This window comes from Maribacter litoralis (assembly GCF_003075045.1).
GTDB lineage: Bacteria > Bacteroidota > Bacteroidia > Flavobacteriales > Flavobacteriaceae > Maribacter > Maribacter litoralis.
This window is the reverse complement of record NZ_QCZD01000007.1, coordinates 97,755-112,716: the sequence shown is the minus strand read 5'-3', so window position 1 is coordinate 112,716 and position 14,962 is coordinate 97,755. Positions and strand designations below refer to the sequence as shown.

Below are 14,962 nucleotides of genomic sequence, written 5' to 3'. Positions count from 1 at the left end.
TTTAAATAAACCAAAGAACATGATTACTACAAAAACGAATATATTACCAGAAATTGAGAGTTTAATAAAAGAATTAAATACCGATTCAATTACTGCAGATCGTAAAGTTGTTTTACAACCATTGGTAGATTTCATTCAAGAGAAAACGAATGTTAATGAAGAAATCAGAATAAATTTCATCTGTACCCACAACTCCAGAAGAAGTCATTTATCTCAAGTTTGGGCACAGACTATGGCAAACTATTACAGTATTAAAAATGTGTCTTGCTATTCTGGTGGTACAGAAGCTACTGCCCTATTCCCTATGGTTGCAGAGACATTAAAGAACCAAGGTTTTCAGATTCAAAAATTATCAGAGACCAGTAATCCTGTTTATGCCATTAAATTTTCTGAGAACGAGCATCCGGTAATTGGGTTCTCTAAATCATATGAAGATCCTTTTAATCCGTCAGCACAATTTGCAGCAGTCATGACATGCTCACAAGCAGATGGTGGTTGCCCCTTTATAGCTGGAGCGGAAAAAAGAGTTCCTATCACTTTTGAAGACCCAAAGGCGTTTGACAACACACCGCAGCAAGCAGAGAAATATGCTGAAAGAAGTATACAGATCGCTACAGAACTATTTTATGTATTCTCACAAATTAACAAGTAAAAATGGCTTCTAAAAAATTAAGTTTTCTAGATAAGAATTTAACGCTTTGGATTTTTGCCGCCATGGCACTTGGTGTCGGTATAGGGTACTTCTTCCCCACCTTTCCTGAATTCATTAATTCATTTAGCAGTGGCAGTACAAATATTCCAATAGCAATCGGGTTGATTTTAATGATGTATCCGCCACTGGCAAAAGTTAATTATGCTTTGCTGCCTAAGGTGTTTAGAAATACCAAAATACTATCTATAAGTCTAATTTTAAATTGGATCATTGGTCCGGTTTTAATGTTCATACTGGCAATTACCTTTTTATCAGATTATCCAGAATATATGGTTGGTCTTATACTTATTGGTCTTGCACGATGTATAGCCATGGTTTTGGTTTGGAACGACCTTGCCGATGGTAGTAGCGAGTATGGTGCAGGGTTAGTTGCACTTAATAGTATCTTTCAGGTATTTGCCTATAGCTTTTATGCATGGATATTTATTACCATACTTCCACCTTATTTTGGGTTTGAAGGCGCAATCGTAGATATTTCTATTGGCACCATTGCCGAAAGTGTAGCTATCTATTTAGGTTTACCCTTTTTAATGGGAATATTAAGTAGGCTGATTTTAGTGAAGTTAAAAGGCGAAGAATGGTATACCAACAAATTCATACCGGCAATTTCACCTATGACATTGATTGCTCTGCTATTCACCATAGTTATCATGTTCTCCTTAAAAGGTGAATTGATAGTTGAAATACCTATGGATGTATTAATTATTGCAGTACCATTATTGATTTATTTCACTTTAATGTTCATTATCGGTTTCTTTTTTACCAAAGCCACCGGTGCAGAATATGACAAAACAGCATCAGTAGCATTTACAGCAGCCGGAAACAATTTTGAACTTGCCATAGCAGTGGCAATAGCAGTTTTCGGATTAAATTCCGGTCAGGCATTTGCAGGTGTTATTGGTCCGCTAGTTGAAGTACCTGCACTTATATTTTTAGTGAAGGTTTCTTTTTGGTTGAAGAAAAAGTATTTTTCCAAAACAGCAACCAAAACTGCATAACGCGATTTTTTGGTTTGCAATCATAAATCGAAATAACATATTAAAAATCAGGGTCTAAACATACGTTTTGGACCCTATTTTTTTGTGTAACAAAACTATTACACGAGCAGAACGTTAAAAAGTGTTCAAGAATTGGTAAAAAGTATACGCGTACTATAACATATCTCCCTAATTTTGACTTCAAAACTTAGATGAAAGAGATTTGAATCTGCAACTAAGGTTTTAAGAGATACAGACAATGTTCAAGAAAATTTTAAAAAAAGTAATGGTTGCAATTTTATCTATTATTGGTGTTTTGGTACTACTATACCTACTATTCACCAATTACTACCCTAGTTTTGGTGGAGACATTTCAAAAGAACAACAAAAAATCTATCAGCTATCTAAAAACTATAAAGACGGTAAATTTAGAAATAGCAATGATGTACCAAAAGATATGAGTTTGCCCCAGACCTTAAGTTTGGCGTATAAGTTCTTTACGACAAAAGTACCAAATGGTAGACCTAAAATAGATTTGAAACCAAAGCATATTGATGCTTCAAATATTACAAACTATAAAGGGAAAACAAGATTGATCTGGTTTGGTCACTCCACCTTCTTATTACAAATTAACGATAAGAATATCTTAATAGATCCCATGTTCGGTAAGGTGGCGGCACCACACCCACTTTTAGGCAGTAACCGTTTCAATGAAGAATCTCCTATTGATATTGATAAATTACCTAGTATAGATGCTGTACTTTTTTCGCATGACCACTATGACCATTTAGACTATGAGTCGGTTTTAAAAATTAAAGAAAAGACCCAACATTTCTATACGCCATTGGGTGTTGGTGTTCATTTACAGGCTTGGGGCGTACCTAAAGAAAAAATTACAGAGATGGATTGGTGGCAAGAGACTGTGTTGAACGATATTAAATTAGCCTGTACACCTGCGCAACATTTTTCAGGGAGAAAAATGAACAACGGACAAAGTACATTATGGAGTTCGTGGGTAATTTCTTCAACTACAGATAATATCTATTTTAGTGGAGATAGTGGGTATGCCGAACATTTTAAGGAAATTGGGGAAAAATACGGTCCTTTTGACCTAGCATTGATGGAGTGTGGCCAATACAACCAACAATGGTCTGATATACATATGATGCCAGAACAAACAGCACAAGCAGGTTTGGATGTAAAAGCTAGTAAGATTATGCCGATTCACTGGGCAGGTTTTAAACTAGCTTTACATGAATGGACAGATCCCATTGTTCGGGTAAAGGCAAAGGCAAAAGAATTGGAGCTAAATGTTATTTCTCCTGAAATTGGACAAGAGATTATTGTGAAAGACACTGTGAACAACTACACCGACTGGTGGAAGAATTTTTAAGATTAAAAAAAGTACTGTCATGAATTACAAAATATTAAGCATTATTATTCTTAGCTGTCTAACGTTCTCATGTAAAAACGAGAAAACAACTAAAGAAAAACAAGAAAGTACAGCCAAGTCTCCCTACGAAAATAAGGGACATGAACTTGTTGCTAAAATGATTGAAAAGGTAGGCAACTACAAACAGTTACGTAATAAAAAGGATGTAGTTTACACGTACACTTACCAAACAGCAGATGGTAAAACCGATATCTCAACCGAAAAATATATTTTTGACGGTGAATTATCATATGGCAAATACGATAGGCACGAAAGAACATTAAGCAATTTTGATGGCACTATTGAACAAGGATATGATGGTAAAGAATATTGGTTAAAAAATGAAGGTGAAGTAGTTTATGACACTACTGCTTTAAAAAGAGTTGCCTTTAATAGACCCACAAATTTCTATTGGTTTACTATGTTCCAAAAATTAATGGATCCTGGCGTTAACTATGAATATTTAGGTGAAAAAAATACTAGCAACGAGAATTACGATATAGTAAAGGTTTCGTTCGATTTTGGCAATTCAAAACCAACGGATATTTATCAATTGTATATCAATAAAGAAACGCAGCTAGTTGATCAGTTTCTATTTACAGTTGCAGATTTTGGAGCAATGGAAACTCCTAATTTAATGATAGTAGCATATGATAAAGTAGATGGTATGTTGATACCTGCCAAGCGTAAATACAAAAAATCAACTTGGGAAGCCACGGTTAGCGATGCCCCTTGGACCCATGTAAATTGGACCAATATAAAATTTGACAACGATTTAAAAACTACCGATTTCCAAAAATAAGCTGTTGTTTTTGATACATTATTAATTATTTATCTGATTATTCAACAAAACAGTATTACAAAACTGTTAAAAGGCATACGGCTTTGTATAATAATTAAATACATTGCACCCCTGTTAAAAAAATGCCAAGACTTACAGAGTCATTAATCAGCACTCAATTTCAATTGTTTTACAAACTTAATTTCCAACTCAACTAATGTCAGCCAACACCGATTATTCAGCATTAAAAAAACTAAACGAAGAGCAATTACCAGTTGCAAAAAATAAATTACACGATTGGACGCATTTTGCAGGACTATATGCTGCAGAACACGTTGCCGCTACAGAATTTGTTATTGGTGCTACCTTCGTAGCGCTAGGGGCAAAAACAATGGACATTATTTTGGGTTTACTGATCGGTAATGTTCTTGCCGTGTTAAGTTGGACGTTCATTACATCTCCAATTGCGGTAGACACCAGATTAAGTTTATATACCTATTTGAACAAGATTGCGGGAGACTCCATGACCAAGCTTTACAATTGGGCTAACGTCATAATTTTCTCTGTTATTTCCGCTGCAATGATAACCGTATCCGCTACAGCGGTTCGTTTTGCTTTTGATATTCCTGCGCAACTCAATTGGTACCCGACCAATATGTGGTTTGTAGTCATTGTTTTTTGTGTTGGTCTTGTAGTGGTTTCCATTGCATTATATGGTTTTAATGCCGTATCTGAGTTTTCCGGCATATGCGCTCCATGGTTATTTGTGATGTTCTCTAGTGGAGCAATGGTATTATTACCAGCTTTGTCTCTAGATGTTTTAGGAACAACACTACCTACCGGCTGGAACGAGTTAATTTCGCTAGGCGATCAATCTATTTGGACCGGTATCAATAGTTCTGGCGAGCCCGGTATAGGGTTAATAGAAGTAATTGGTTTTGCATGGGCTGCGAATACCATTACCCATTTTGGACTGATCGATATGGCATTGTTAAGGTTCGCAAAAAAGAAATCTTACGGTCTGGCTACTAGTACGGGTATGATGTTCGGGCACTTCGTTGCATGGATAGCTGCAGGTATTATGGGAGCAGGTGCAGCAGTTATCATAGGTAAAACCATAGTGGAACTAGATCCGGGAGATGTTGCATTTTATGCCTTGGGATGGTCTGGTTTTGTTATTGTTATCGTTGCTGGGTGGACAACCGCAATTACAAACTTATATAGGGCTGGTTTGGCTGCACAAGCAATATTTCATAGACATTCACGTAAAAAGACAACTATAGTGGTAGGTATAATTACCATTGCCATAGCATGTTTCCCATTTGTATTTTCTCAAATTCTACCGCTATTGACTTATGCTGGTCTGTTAGTTGTTCCTGTTGGGGCGATTGTCTTTGCCGAACACCAAATTTTTCCAAGAATTGGGTATACACGCTACTGGTCATCTTATCGTAATTTAACCTTTAGCACACCTGCTATTGCTTCATGGGGATTAGGATTAGTATTCGGGTTTGGGTTGAATGCCTTAAACGTTATGTCATTCTTCTATCTGTTTATACCAACATGGATGTTCACTATCATCGTATACACGGTACTTGCAGGTAAGTATGGTGCAAAAAACAAATACCCCGAAGCTAAGGAAAAAGAAAAATTAAGAAATGAAAAAATTATAGCCTACCAAGAAGAAAAGAGTCAAACCGAAACAAAACAAAAAAAGGACACTACCCTATTCACTAAAGTTTTAAAGATTGTTTCTCTAATTGCCTTGGTTATCACTTTAATATTGGCAGGAATTGTATTGTTCAGTAGTGCCGATGAAAACATCTATATTGAAAATAGAGAAACTTTTTACACCTATGCGTTTATTTGCACCGTAGTGTACTTTGTAACTTCCTACGGGGCATTATTACGTGGAAAATCTATAAAATCAAGCTAAAACAATGACAAAAGAAATCATGTTGAATTCAAAGAGTTTGGCAGAAATAAGCAAAAAGCTACCAACACCTACCTACCAAAGAGATTTACTTAAAATAGGAATCGTGCACGTTGGTGTGGGTGGTTTTCATAGAGCACACCAAGCATATTATACACACTTATTGCATGAAAAAGAAAATGCTCATGATTGGGGTATTTGCGGAATAGGATTGCGACAAGGTGATCAAAAAATTCATGACGTACTGCAAAAGCAAGACGGTATGTACACGCTGATAGTAAAGCATCCGGATGGAAAGATAGACTCGGGAGTCATAGGATCTATAGTCGATTTTAAACTAGGTTTTGATACCCCAGCTGTTGTCATTGATCAAATGGCGCATCCAGATACAAAAATAGTGTCGTTGACCATTACCGAAGGAGGTTATAATTTTAATCCTGCTACCGGTGAGTTCGATTTTGAAAATAAAGATGTTCAACATGAATTAAATCATGCACAAGAGCCAAAAACAATATATGGCTTTTTAACGGCTGCCATTAAAAAAAGAAAAGAAGAAGGTTTACCGGCATTCACCGTTATGTCTTGTGATAACATTCAGCACAATGGAGATGTCGCCAAAGAAATGCTCTTAACTTTTGCACAAAAACAAGATGCGGAGTTAGCGGCATACATCGAAAAGGAAGTAAGTTTCCCAAACAGCATGGTTGACCGTATTACACCGGTTACCACTCAAGCGGACATAGCTTATTTAGAGCAAACCTATGACCTAAAAGATGAATGGCCAGTAACTTGCGAACCATTTATACAATGGGTAATTGAAGATGATTTTTCTAACGGCAGACCAGAATTTGAAAAAGTAGGTGTTCAATTTGTACCAGATGTGAAGCCTTATGAAAAAATGAAATTGCGTCTTTTAAATGCCGGGCACTCAGTACTTGGTATTTTAGGTGCTATTCATGGCCACCCAACAATAAATGCATGTATGGAAGACGAGGTTTTCGTATCATATTTGAGAGCGTTTATGGATAATGAAGCAACGCCGGTACTAGATAAATTAGAGGGTATTGACCTTACCAAATATAAAGACAGTCTACAAGAGCGTTTTGCAAACCCTAACATAAAAGATAGTGTTAGCCGTATTTGCTCAGAGAGCTCTGCGAAATTGCCTAAATTTTTAATCGCCACCATTGAAGACAATTTAGCAAACGGCGGCAGTATTGAATATGCTACTCTCGTTATAGCAGCATGGTGCTATTACAGTGACAAGGGAGTAAATAAAAATGGAGAATCCATTGAAATTATTGACGCCTTGCAAGATCAGTTGCACCAAGCCGCAAGTAAGACCAACAAAGACCCTCTTGCTTTTATTAAACAAGAATCTTTATTTGGCAACTTGGCTCAAAATGAAAAATTCACAAGCTTATATAGTGATATGGTACAGAAAATCTATGCCGATCCAGATATCAAAAAGCTTATGATATAGCTTTAATTCAATAACAAATTGATCTTTGCCAAAAGCACAAGTTCAGATTTGTTGTTTCCTGCAAATGAATTTGCAATAGCCTTGGCCGTTTTTTTGGTCAAGGCTTTTATTTCATCTGAAAATGCATGTGGGTGCATTTTGTAAAATTCAACAAACTCCCCAAAACATTCCTTACTCCCTTTTGATGATTCCCTAAGCACATCAAAGACTATTTCAATTTGGTTGGCCGCATCTGTACCGTAGCGATCTGTAAAATCATCAACGTACAACCAATCTTCTTTTACCAATTCCTTTACTTTTACCCATTCCTTACTATGCACGGTACCATCACTAATAGCTACGGCATAAAAAAGTAAGCCCAGGCTTTCATATAAACCGTTCATTGTTTTCGCAGTATTTTTCATTTTAATGTTCTTATGAGATTTTGGATATGAAAATATGGCGTTTAACCCACTATTCATATGACAAAAATCAGTCGTAATCAATATATTTGGATATATGCAAGATTTTCAAAAAAACAGTGATATTTTCAATTTACTCTCAGAAGGGGTTTCAGAAGGTATTATTGTTGTTGATGCCAAACAAATCGTTGTGGCAACCAACTCGTCAACAGAACAAATGTTTGGTTATGAAAAAGGAGAATTGTTAGGTAAGCCCTTAGATATTCTTATACCAAAAAGATACCTTGCCGGTCATAGCAAGCATGTAGAAAAGTTTATTGCTAAGAGTGATAAACGACAAATGGGGCATGGTAGAGATCTTTACGGCATTACCAAAAGCGGCAAAGAATTTCCGGTTGAGGCAGGGTTGAATCCTTTCGAGTTTTATGGCTCAACCTATGTTATGGCCTTGGTAATCGATATTACCGAAAGAAAGAACAAAGAAGAAGAATTGAGTCACTGGGCTCGCATTTTTGATGAATCTCTCAACGAGATTTTCGTTTTTGATGCAGAAACGTTCAAGTTTTTAAATGTAAACAAAGAAGCGCAAAGAAATATTGGCTACTCCATAGAGGAAATGTATGAAATGACTCCGGTAGATATTAAGCCCGATTTCAGTGAAGCAAGCTTTAGAAATCTGATCTCACCTTTGCTTAATGAAGAAACCCCTAAATTAAAATTTGAAACCATTCACGGCAGAAAAGATGGCACAACCTACCCAGTTGAAATACACCTGCAACTATCTGAATTAGGTAAAAAGAAAGTTTTTGTAGCGTTTATATTGGATATTACCGAAAGAAAGAATTACACTGAAAATTTAGAGAAAAAAGTTGAGGAGCGCACACAGCAATTAACCGAAGCACTGGCGGTAGAAAAAGAACTTAACGAGCTAAAAACCAGATTTTTATCATTAGTTTCACATGAATTCAAAACCCCTTTAAGCAGTATACTCACCTCTATTATCTTACTTGGAAAATATACCCAAACCGATCAGCAGCCAAAAAGAGACAAGCACGTGGCAACAATTAAGAGCAAGGTAAAGTATTTAGATACCATACTTACAGATTTTTTATCGGTAGAACGCTTAGAATCGGGCAAAGTGAATTACAGGGTCGAAGAATTTCCGTTGAGTAAAATTGTCAATGAGGTGGTGTACAATAGCAACATGCTCTTAAAATCTGGTCAACAAATTGATTACCCAGAAAATATCGATGCCTTGAATATTAATTTTGATGAGAAGACCTTAGAATTGGCGTTATCAAATTTAATACATAACGCTATTAAATATTCACCAGAAGATACTACCATTGCTATAAAAGTAGATGATCAAGATTCTGAAACAACCATTAAAGTAATTGACCAAGGTATTGGCATACCCGAAGAAGAGCAGAAACATATTTTTAATCGATATTTTAGAGCAGAGAACGCCTTATTGACCCAAGGTACCGGTATTGGGTTGAATATCGCAAAACAGCATATGGAAAATTTAGGTGGCAGTCTTGAATTTTCCAGTACAGTACATAAAGGCTCTACATTTATTATAAGTATTCCAAAACTAAAAACCAACTAGCAAATGAAACAAATTCTTTTAATCGAAGATGACAAAGCTTTACGCGAAAACACTGAAGAACTCTTAGAATTAGCTGGTTATAGTGTAAATACCGCCCCTAATGGAAAAATAGGTGTAGAAGCCGCTATTGAAATCCATCCGGACATTATTATTTGTGATATCATGATGCCAGAATTGGATGGTTACGGTGTGCTTGAACAATTATCTACCAACGAACAAACAAAGCACATCCCCTTTATTTTTCTATCTGCAAAAACAGAGCATAAAGAAATTAGAAAAGGAATGGACCTAGGTGCTGATGATTACCTTACCAAACCTTTTGAGGAAGAAGACCTAATGAGTGCCATTGAAAGCAGGTTGGCAAAGGCTGAATTGATAAAACGTATGCAAGATCAAACCACCAAAGAGCACGGTGTGTCTGAAAATGAAATGCGTACCGTACATGAACTAAAAAACTTCTTTGACGATAATGGTGAAATATCAAGTTTTAATGCTGGAGAAACCATTTACGAAGAAGGTGCTAGATCCAACAAAATATATCTCATTTTAAAAGGTCTTGTAAAATGCTATAGTATGGATGCCGATGGTAAAGAGTTGATAACCTCATTATCTAAGGCAGATGATTTCCTAGGGTTTACCTCCTTTTTAAACAATGTTCCCTATCAAGAAACTGCTACCGCATTAGAAGCCGTTGAACTTGCAGGTATATCAAAAGACAACCTCAAAAAGATATTAGACGAGAACAAGAATATTTCAATGGAATTAATGGAATTACTGTCTGAGAACATATCTATCATAAAAGCTCAATTATTACAGATGGCCTATAGTTCGGTACGAAGAAAAACTGCACAGACACTACTACAGTTTGCAGAGTTAATGAATACGAAACCAAACGAACCAATAAGAATTTCTAGAAATGACCTTGCCAGTGTTGCGGGCATCGCTACAGAAAGTCTCATTCGTACCCTATCTGGATTTAAAAAAGAGGGCCTTATAATTATAGAAGGCAGAAATATTCAAATTGTAGAACTAAAGGCTTTACAATATGTAAATTAATTCAAATCTGATAAATATCATTTATCAGCGTTTAAGAAGAGATTACTTTTGGGTAGTAAGTTTATATGAATGAAACATATCTTAATTCCCACTGATTTCTCTGCAAATGCATGGAATGCCCTTAATTATGCGGCATGTTTATTCAATTATGACCATTGCACTTTTTATATTTTACATGTAGAGGAATTGAGTAATATAGCCGAAACAAAGAATTCGACAGCGCTAAAAACTATTGAAAAACAATCAACTACCGACTATAAATTAAACCATTTTTTTGAACAATTAGCTCAACTAAAAAAGAACGTTTTACATCAGTTTATTGCCCTAAGGGATTATGGAAATTTTACCGATATTATAAAAAAAACTGTTGTTGAAAAGAAGATAGATTTAATCATTATGGGCGCAAAAGGTGTGTCTGACCCAGACCATATCATTTTTGGAAATAATACGATAAATGTAATTACTAAAGTCCCTTGCAATGTATTGGCCGTATCCGACAAGGCTATAATAAAAAAGCCTAGTAAAATTGGCTTCCCTACAGACTATAATATTTTTTACACCTACCCTATTCTTAAATCCTTGACCGAAGTATTGCAAATATCCAATGCAACATTAGATGTAGTACATATAAATCAAACTAAAACTACTTTTTCAAATGTTCAAGTCGCCAATAAAGCATATTTGCACGATTACTTGAAAGAAATGTTTACCGATTTTCACTGCTTCAAAGAAATACAAGGTTTAAACATTAAAGAGACCATTGCAACTTATTTGGTTGAAAACAGTGTTGAAATGCTAACCTTGGCAGCAAAAAACTTAAACCTGTTTCAACAACTATTTTTCAATCCTACCAAAGAACAGTTAACTTTTCAATCCTCGGTTCCTTTATTGGTTTTACATGAATAAAATGCCCAGTCTACTTAATTGCATTAAAAAATAAAGAGATTGTACTATTTCAAACTAAAAGGGAACGTATGTAATTCGCACTCAAAATCGTACTTTTGCAACTTTGCTGTGAATACATGATTAATTTTGAAGAAAACATAGAGGTTAAGGGCGCACGCGTTCACAACCTTAAAAATATAGATGTTACCATACCCCGAGATAAATTGGTCGTAATTACCGGTCTGTCTGGTAGTGGTAAATCATCATTGGCATTCGATACCATATATGCTGAAGGGCAAAGACGTTATATTGAAACTTTTTCGGCCTATGCAAGACAATTTTTAGGAGGTCTAGAACGACCCGATGTTGACAAAATAGATGGTTTATCTCCCGTAATCGCCATTGAACAAAAAACGACCTCCAAATCTCCAAGATCTACCGTTGGCACCATTACTGAGATTTATGATTTTCTAAGGCTTTTATACGCCCGTGCTGCTGATGCACACAGTTACAATACTGGAGAAAAAATGGTGAGTTATAGCGATGAGCAGATAAAAAATTTGATTATTGAATCTTACCTAGACAAAAAAATCAACATTCTTGCCCCGGTAATTAAGTCTAGAAAAGGACATTATCGTGAGCTTTTTGAGCAAATTGCCAAACAAGGTTTTGTAAAAGTTAGGGTTGATGGTGAAATAAAGGATATTGTAAAAGGCATGAAAGTGGATCGGTATAAGACCCACGATATAGAAATTGTTATTGATCGGTTAAAAGTAGCTGAAAACGAAGATTTCCATAAACGCCTTTCAGAAAGCATCAATACTGCGATGTATAGTGGTAATAATGTTTTGATGGTACTTGAGGAAGGTACAGAAGTACCTAGATATTTTAGTAGGGACTTAATGTGCCCTACAACAGGGATCTCTTACCCTACTCCAGAACCAAATACATTTTCATTTAACTCACCTAAAGGCATGTGCCCCAATTGTAAAGGATTAGGTCACGTTTATGAAGTAAATGAGAGAAAGATATTCCCAAATAAAAAATTATCAATTAAAGGTGGTGGTATTGCACCCTTGGGAGATTATAAAAAGTCATGGGCGTTCAAACAAATAGAAACTATTGCTGAACGTTACAACTTCCAAATTACCGATCCAATAGAAACGATACCGGCGAAAGCCATTGAAATTCTTTTGAATGGCGGTAAAGAAAGTTTTGAAGTAGATTCTAAAACTTTGGGGGTTAAACGCACTTATAAAATTGATTACGAAGGCATATCCAATTTTATTAAAAATCAGTTTGATGAAGCTCCCTCTACATCAATAAAAAGATGGGCAAAAGAGTATATGGACAAAATTAAATGTCCTGCTTGTAATGGCTACCGTTTAAAAAAAGAATCGCTTTACTTTAAAATTGAGGAAAAAAATATTGCCGAACTGGCAAACCTAGATATTGTTGAACTTGCTTCGTTCTTTAAAGGTCTGGATAAAAAACTTAGTGGCAACCAGCTAAAAATAGCCGAGGAAATCATTAAGGAAATTAAAACCAGAATTCAGTTTTTATTGGATGTCGGTTTAGATTACCTCTCTCTGAACAGAAGTTCCAAATCGCTTTCGGGCGGTGAGGCGCAGCGTATACGCCTTGCAACACAGATAGGATCACAATTGGTTGGTGTGCTATATATTCTTGATGAACCAAGCATAGGTTTACACCAACGAGATAACGAAAGGTTGATCAAGTCGCTAGAATCACTTAGGGACATAGGTAATTCGGTCATTGTGGTTGAGCATGACCGCGATATGATCGAGCGTGCAGACCATGTTATCGATATTGGTCCGAAAGCCGGTAAAAATGGAGGTGAAATTATTTCTGAAGGCACACCGGAAGAGTTAAAACATGTGCATACATTAACCGCCGATTATATGACCGGTGTAAAGGAAATTGAAGTACCTAAAAAAAGACGCGAAGGCAATGGTAATGAAATTGTGTTATCTGGATGTACGGGTAACAATCTAAAAAACATTACCGTTAAGTTTCCATTAGGCAAAATGATCGGAGTAACGGGAGTTTCAGGTAGTGGAAAATCTACCTTGATCAATGAAACACTTTACCCAATCATGAACGCACATTATTTCAATGGCGTTAAAAAACCGATGCCCTACAAGAAAATTACGGGTCTAGAACATATTGATAAAGTTATTGACATTAATCAATCACCAATAGGTAGAACCCCAAGATCAAATCCTGCAACTTACACCGGTGTTTTCAGTGAAATAAGGTCGTTATTTGCAAAGACTACCGAAGCTTCAATTAGGGGATATAAACCCGGTAGATTTAGTTTTAATGTAAAAGGAGGCAGATGCGAAACTTGCCAAGGTGGTGGTCTTCGTGTCATAGAAATGAATTTCTTGCCCGATGTTTATGTAGAATGCGAAACCTGTAATGGCAAAAGATTCAATAGGGAAACCCTAGAAATACGCTACAAAGGCAAGTCCATTTCAGATGTTCTTGAAATGACAATTAACGAAGCTGTGTCATTTTTTGAACTTATTCCAAAAATACATCGTAAGTTGAAGACCATACAAGATGTAGGATTGGGGTATATTTCATTAGGTCAGCAATCGACCACCCTATCAGGTGGAGAGGCACAACGTATAAAGTTGGCTACCGAACTGTCTAAAAGAGATACCGGAAACACGTTCTATATTTTGGACGAACCCACAACGGGACTTCATTTTGAAGATATAAGGGTTTTGATGGAAGTTTTGAATAAATTAGCCGATAAAGGAAATACCGTATTAGTTATTGAACATAATATGGACGTAATTAAAATGGTAGACTACATTATTGATATTGGTTACGAAGGTGGTCGCTCAGGAGGGCAATTGGTTGCCAAAGGTACTCCAGAGCAAGTAGCTAAAAACAAGAAAAGCTACACGGCTAAATTTTTAAAAAGGGAATTAAAATAATAATTAGATAACTATCTATAAAGAATAGCACTAACGAATGAGATCAGAAAAACATCACAAAGGCTGGAATGAAATAAAAACCAACGACTCTTGGGCCATTTTTAAAATAATGGGTGAATTTGTAAACGGTTTTGAACGAATGAGCAAGATTGGGCCATGTGTATCTATTTTTGGCTCTGCAAGAACCAAAGAAGAAGACCCATATTACAAACTGGCGGTTTCTATTGCAAAAAGTATTGCAGAAGCTGGTTACGGAGTAATTACAGGCGGTGGACCTGGTATTATGGAAGCTGGTAATAGAGGTGCAAACCTTGCAGGCGGTACTTCTGTTGGTCTTAATATAGACCTGCCTTTTGAGCAACATGATAATCCTTATATAGATAATGACAAGAGTTTAGATTTCGATTATTTCTTTGTTAGAAAAGTAATGTTCGTAAAGTATTCTCAAGGTTTTGTTGTAATGCCTGGTGGCTTTGGAACTTTAGATGAGCTTTTTGAAGCGATAACACTTATACAAACCCACAAAATAGGTAAGTTCCCAATTATCTTGGTTGGTAGTGAATTCTGGACAGGCTTAATGGATTGGGTTAAAGGCACCATGCTTAAAATGGGCAATATTAGTCCGGAAGATTTAAATCTTATCAAAATAGTGGATACCGAAGAAGAAGTTGTTGAGATTATAGATTCCTTTTACAAAGGACACAGCATGAGTCCTAATTTTTAA

General features: G+C 36.0%; 12 protein-coding genes. 11 read left to right on the top strand and 1 reads right to left on the bottom strand.

Going from position 1 to position 14,962, the window contains the following annotated elements; genetic code table 11:
* Positions 1-19: 19 nt before the first annotated feature.
* The 6 genes from DCS95_RS18945 to DCS95_RS18920 all read left to right on the top strand — a co-directional run bounded on the left by DCS95_RS18945 (position 20) and on the right by DCS95_RS18920 (position 7,318).
* Positions 20-652, top strand: coding sequence for an arsenate-mycothiol transferase ArsC (locus DCS95_RS18945; protein ID WP_116772366.1), 633 nt, complete (start codon positions 20-22; stop codon positions 650-652).
* Between the two features lie 2 nt (positions 653-654).
* Positions 655-1,710 carry an ACR3 family arsenite efflux transporter gene (arsB, locus tag DCS95_RS18940; protein ID WP_116772365.1) on the top strand — a complete coding sequence of 352 codons (1,056 nt, stop codon included), beginning with the start codon at positions 655-657 and terminating at the stop codon, positions 1,708-1,710.
* A 238-nt stretch (positions 1,711-1,948) separates the two neighbouring features.
* A complete protein-coding gene (locus DCS95_RS18935) occupies positions 1,949-3,082 on the top strand; it encodes an MBL fold metallo-hydrolase (protein ID WP_244178498.1) in 1,134 nt (377 codons plus the stop codon).
* A 19-nt stretch (positions 3,083-3,101) separates the two neighbouring features.
* Positions 3,102-3,923 (top strand): DUF6503 family protein, encoded by an 822-nt coding sequence (locus DCS95_RS18930; protein WP_116772364.1) that lies wholly within the window; start codon positions 3,102-3,104, stop codon positions 3,921-3,923.
* 196 nt (positions 3,924-4,119) lie between these two features.
* Positions 4,120-5,838, top strand: coding sequence for a purine-cytosine permease family protein (locus DCS95_RS18925; RefSeq protein ID WP_116772363.1), 1,719 nt, complete (start codon positions 4,120-4,122; stop codon positions 5,836-5,838).
* 4 nt (positions 5,839-5,842) lie between these two features.
* Positions 5,843-7,318 (top strand): mannitol dehydrogenase family protein, encoded by a 1,476-nt coding sequence (locus DCS95_RS18920; RefSeq protein ID WP_116772362.1) that lies wholly within the window; start codon positions 5,843-5,845, stop codon positions 7,316-7,318.
* Between the two features lie 2 nt (positions 7,319-7,320).
* Here the strand turns inward: DCS95_RS18920 and DCS95_RS18915 are convergent, their stop codons facing one another.
* On the bottom strand, positions 7,321-7,722 hold the full coding sequence (locus DCS95_RS18915; protein ID WP_116772405.1) for a hypothetical protein: 402 nt from the start codon (positions 7,720-7,722) through the stop codon (positions 7,321-7,323).
* A gap of 94 nt (positions 7,723-7,816) precedes the next feature.
* Between DCS95_RS18915 and DCS95_RS18910 the strand changes: the two genes are divergently transcribed.
* From DCS95_RS18910 to DCS95_RS18890, 5 genes are all read left to right on the top strand, one after another.
* Entirely contained in the window at positions 7,817-9,328 is a 1,512-nt protein-coding gene (locus DCS95_RS18910; RefSeq protein ID WP_116772361.1) for a sensor histidine kinase, read from the top strand.
* A 3-nt stretch (positions 9,329-9,331) separates the two neighbouring features.
* Positions 9,332-10,384 carry a response regulator gene (locus DCS95_RS18905; RefSeq protein ID WP_116772360.1) on the top strand — a complete coding sequence of 351 codons (1,053 nt, stop codon included), beginning with the start codon at positions 9,332-9,334 and terminating at the stop codon, positions 10,382-10,384.
* A gap of 69 nt (positions 10,385-10,453) precedes the next feature.
* Positions 10,454-11,290: a universal stress protein gene (locus DCS95_RS18900; protein ID WP_116772359.1), complete on the top strand. Its 837-nt coding sequence runs from the start codon at positions 10,454-10,456 to the stop codon at positions 11,288-11,290.
* Positions 11,291-11,406: 116 nt separating this feature from the next.
* The gene (gene uvrA / locus DCS95_RS18895; RefSeq protein WP_116772358.1) at positions 11,407-14,238 is read left to right on the top strand and encodes an excinuclease ABC subunit UvrA; all 2,832 of its coding nucleotides are present in this window, start codon (positions 11,407-11,409) and stop codon (positions 14,236-14,238) included.
* A 37-nt stretch (positions 14,239-14,275) separates the two neighbouring features.
* The gene (locus tag DCS95_RS18890; protein ID WP_058105885.1) at positions 14,276-14,962 is read left to right on the top strand and encodes an LOG family protein; all 687 of its coding nucleotides are present in this window, start codon (positions 14,276-14,278) and stop codon (positions 14,960-14,962) included.

Bases quoted from the DNA above. Each gene is read 5' to 3' on its own strand.
- DCS95_RS18910 (WP_116772361.1), top strand. From the start codon at position 7,817: ATGCAAGATTTTCAAAAAAACAGTGATATTTTCAATTTACTCTCAGAA.
- DCS95_RS18925 (WP_116772363.1), top strand. From the start codon at position 4,120: ATGTCAGCCAACACCGATTATTCAGCATTAAAAAAACTAAACGAAGAG.
- uvrA (WP_116772358.1), top strand. From the start codon at position 11,407: ATGATTAATTTTGAAGAAAACATAGAGGTTAAGGGCGCACGCGTTCAC.
- DCS95_RS18890 (WP_058105885.1), top strand. From the start codon at position 14,276: ATGAGATCAGAAAAACATCACAAAGGCTGGAATGAAATAAAAACCAAC.
- DCS95_RS18905 (WP_116772360.1), top strand. From the start codon at position 9,332: ATGAAACAAATTCTTTTAATCGAAGATGACAAAGCTTTACGCGAAAAC.
- DCS95_RS18920 (WP_116772362.1), top strand. From the start codon at position 5,843: ATGACAAAAGAAATCATGTTGAATTCAAAGAGTTTGGCAGAAATAAGC.
- DCS95_RS18915 (WP_116772405.1), bottom strand. From the start codon at position 7,722: ATGAAAAATACTGCGAAAACAATGAACGGTTTATATGAAAGCCTGGGC.
- arsB (WP_116772365.1), top strand. From the start codon at position 655: ATGGCTTCTAAAAAATTAAGTTTTCTAGATAAGAATTTAACGCTTTGG.
- DCS95_RS18930 (WP_116772364.1), top strand. From the start codon at position 3,102: ATGAATTACAAAATATTAAGCATTATTATTCTTAGCTGTCTAACGTTC.
- DCS95_RS18935 (WP_244178498.1), top strand. From the start codon at position 1,949: ATGTTCAAGAAAATTTTAAAAAAAGTAATGGTTGCAATTTTATCTATT.
- DCS95_RS18900 (WP_116772359.1), top strand. From the start codon at position 10,454: ATGAAACATATCTTAATTCCCACTGATTTCTCTGCAAATGCATGGAAT.
- DCS95_RS18945 (WP_116772366.1), top strand. From the start codon at position 20: ATGATTACTACAAAAACGAATATATTACCAGAAATTGAGAGTTTAATA.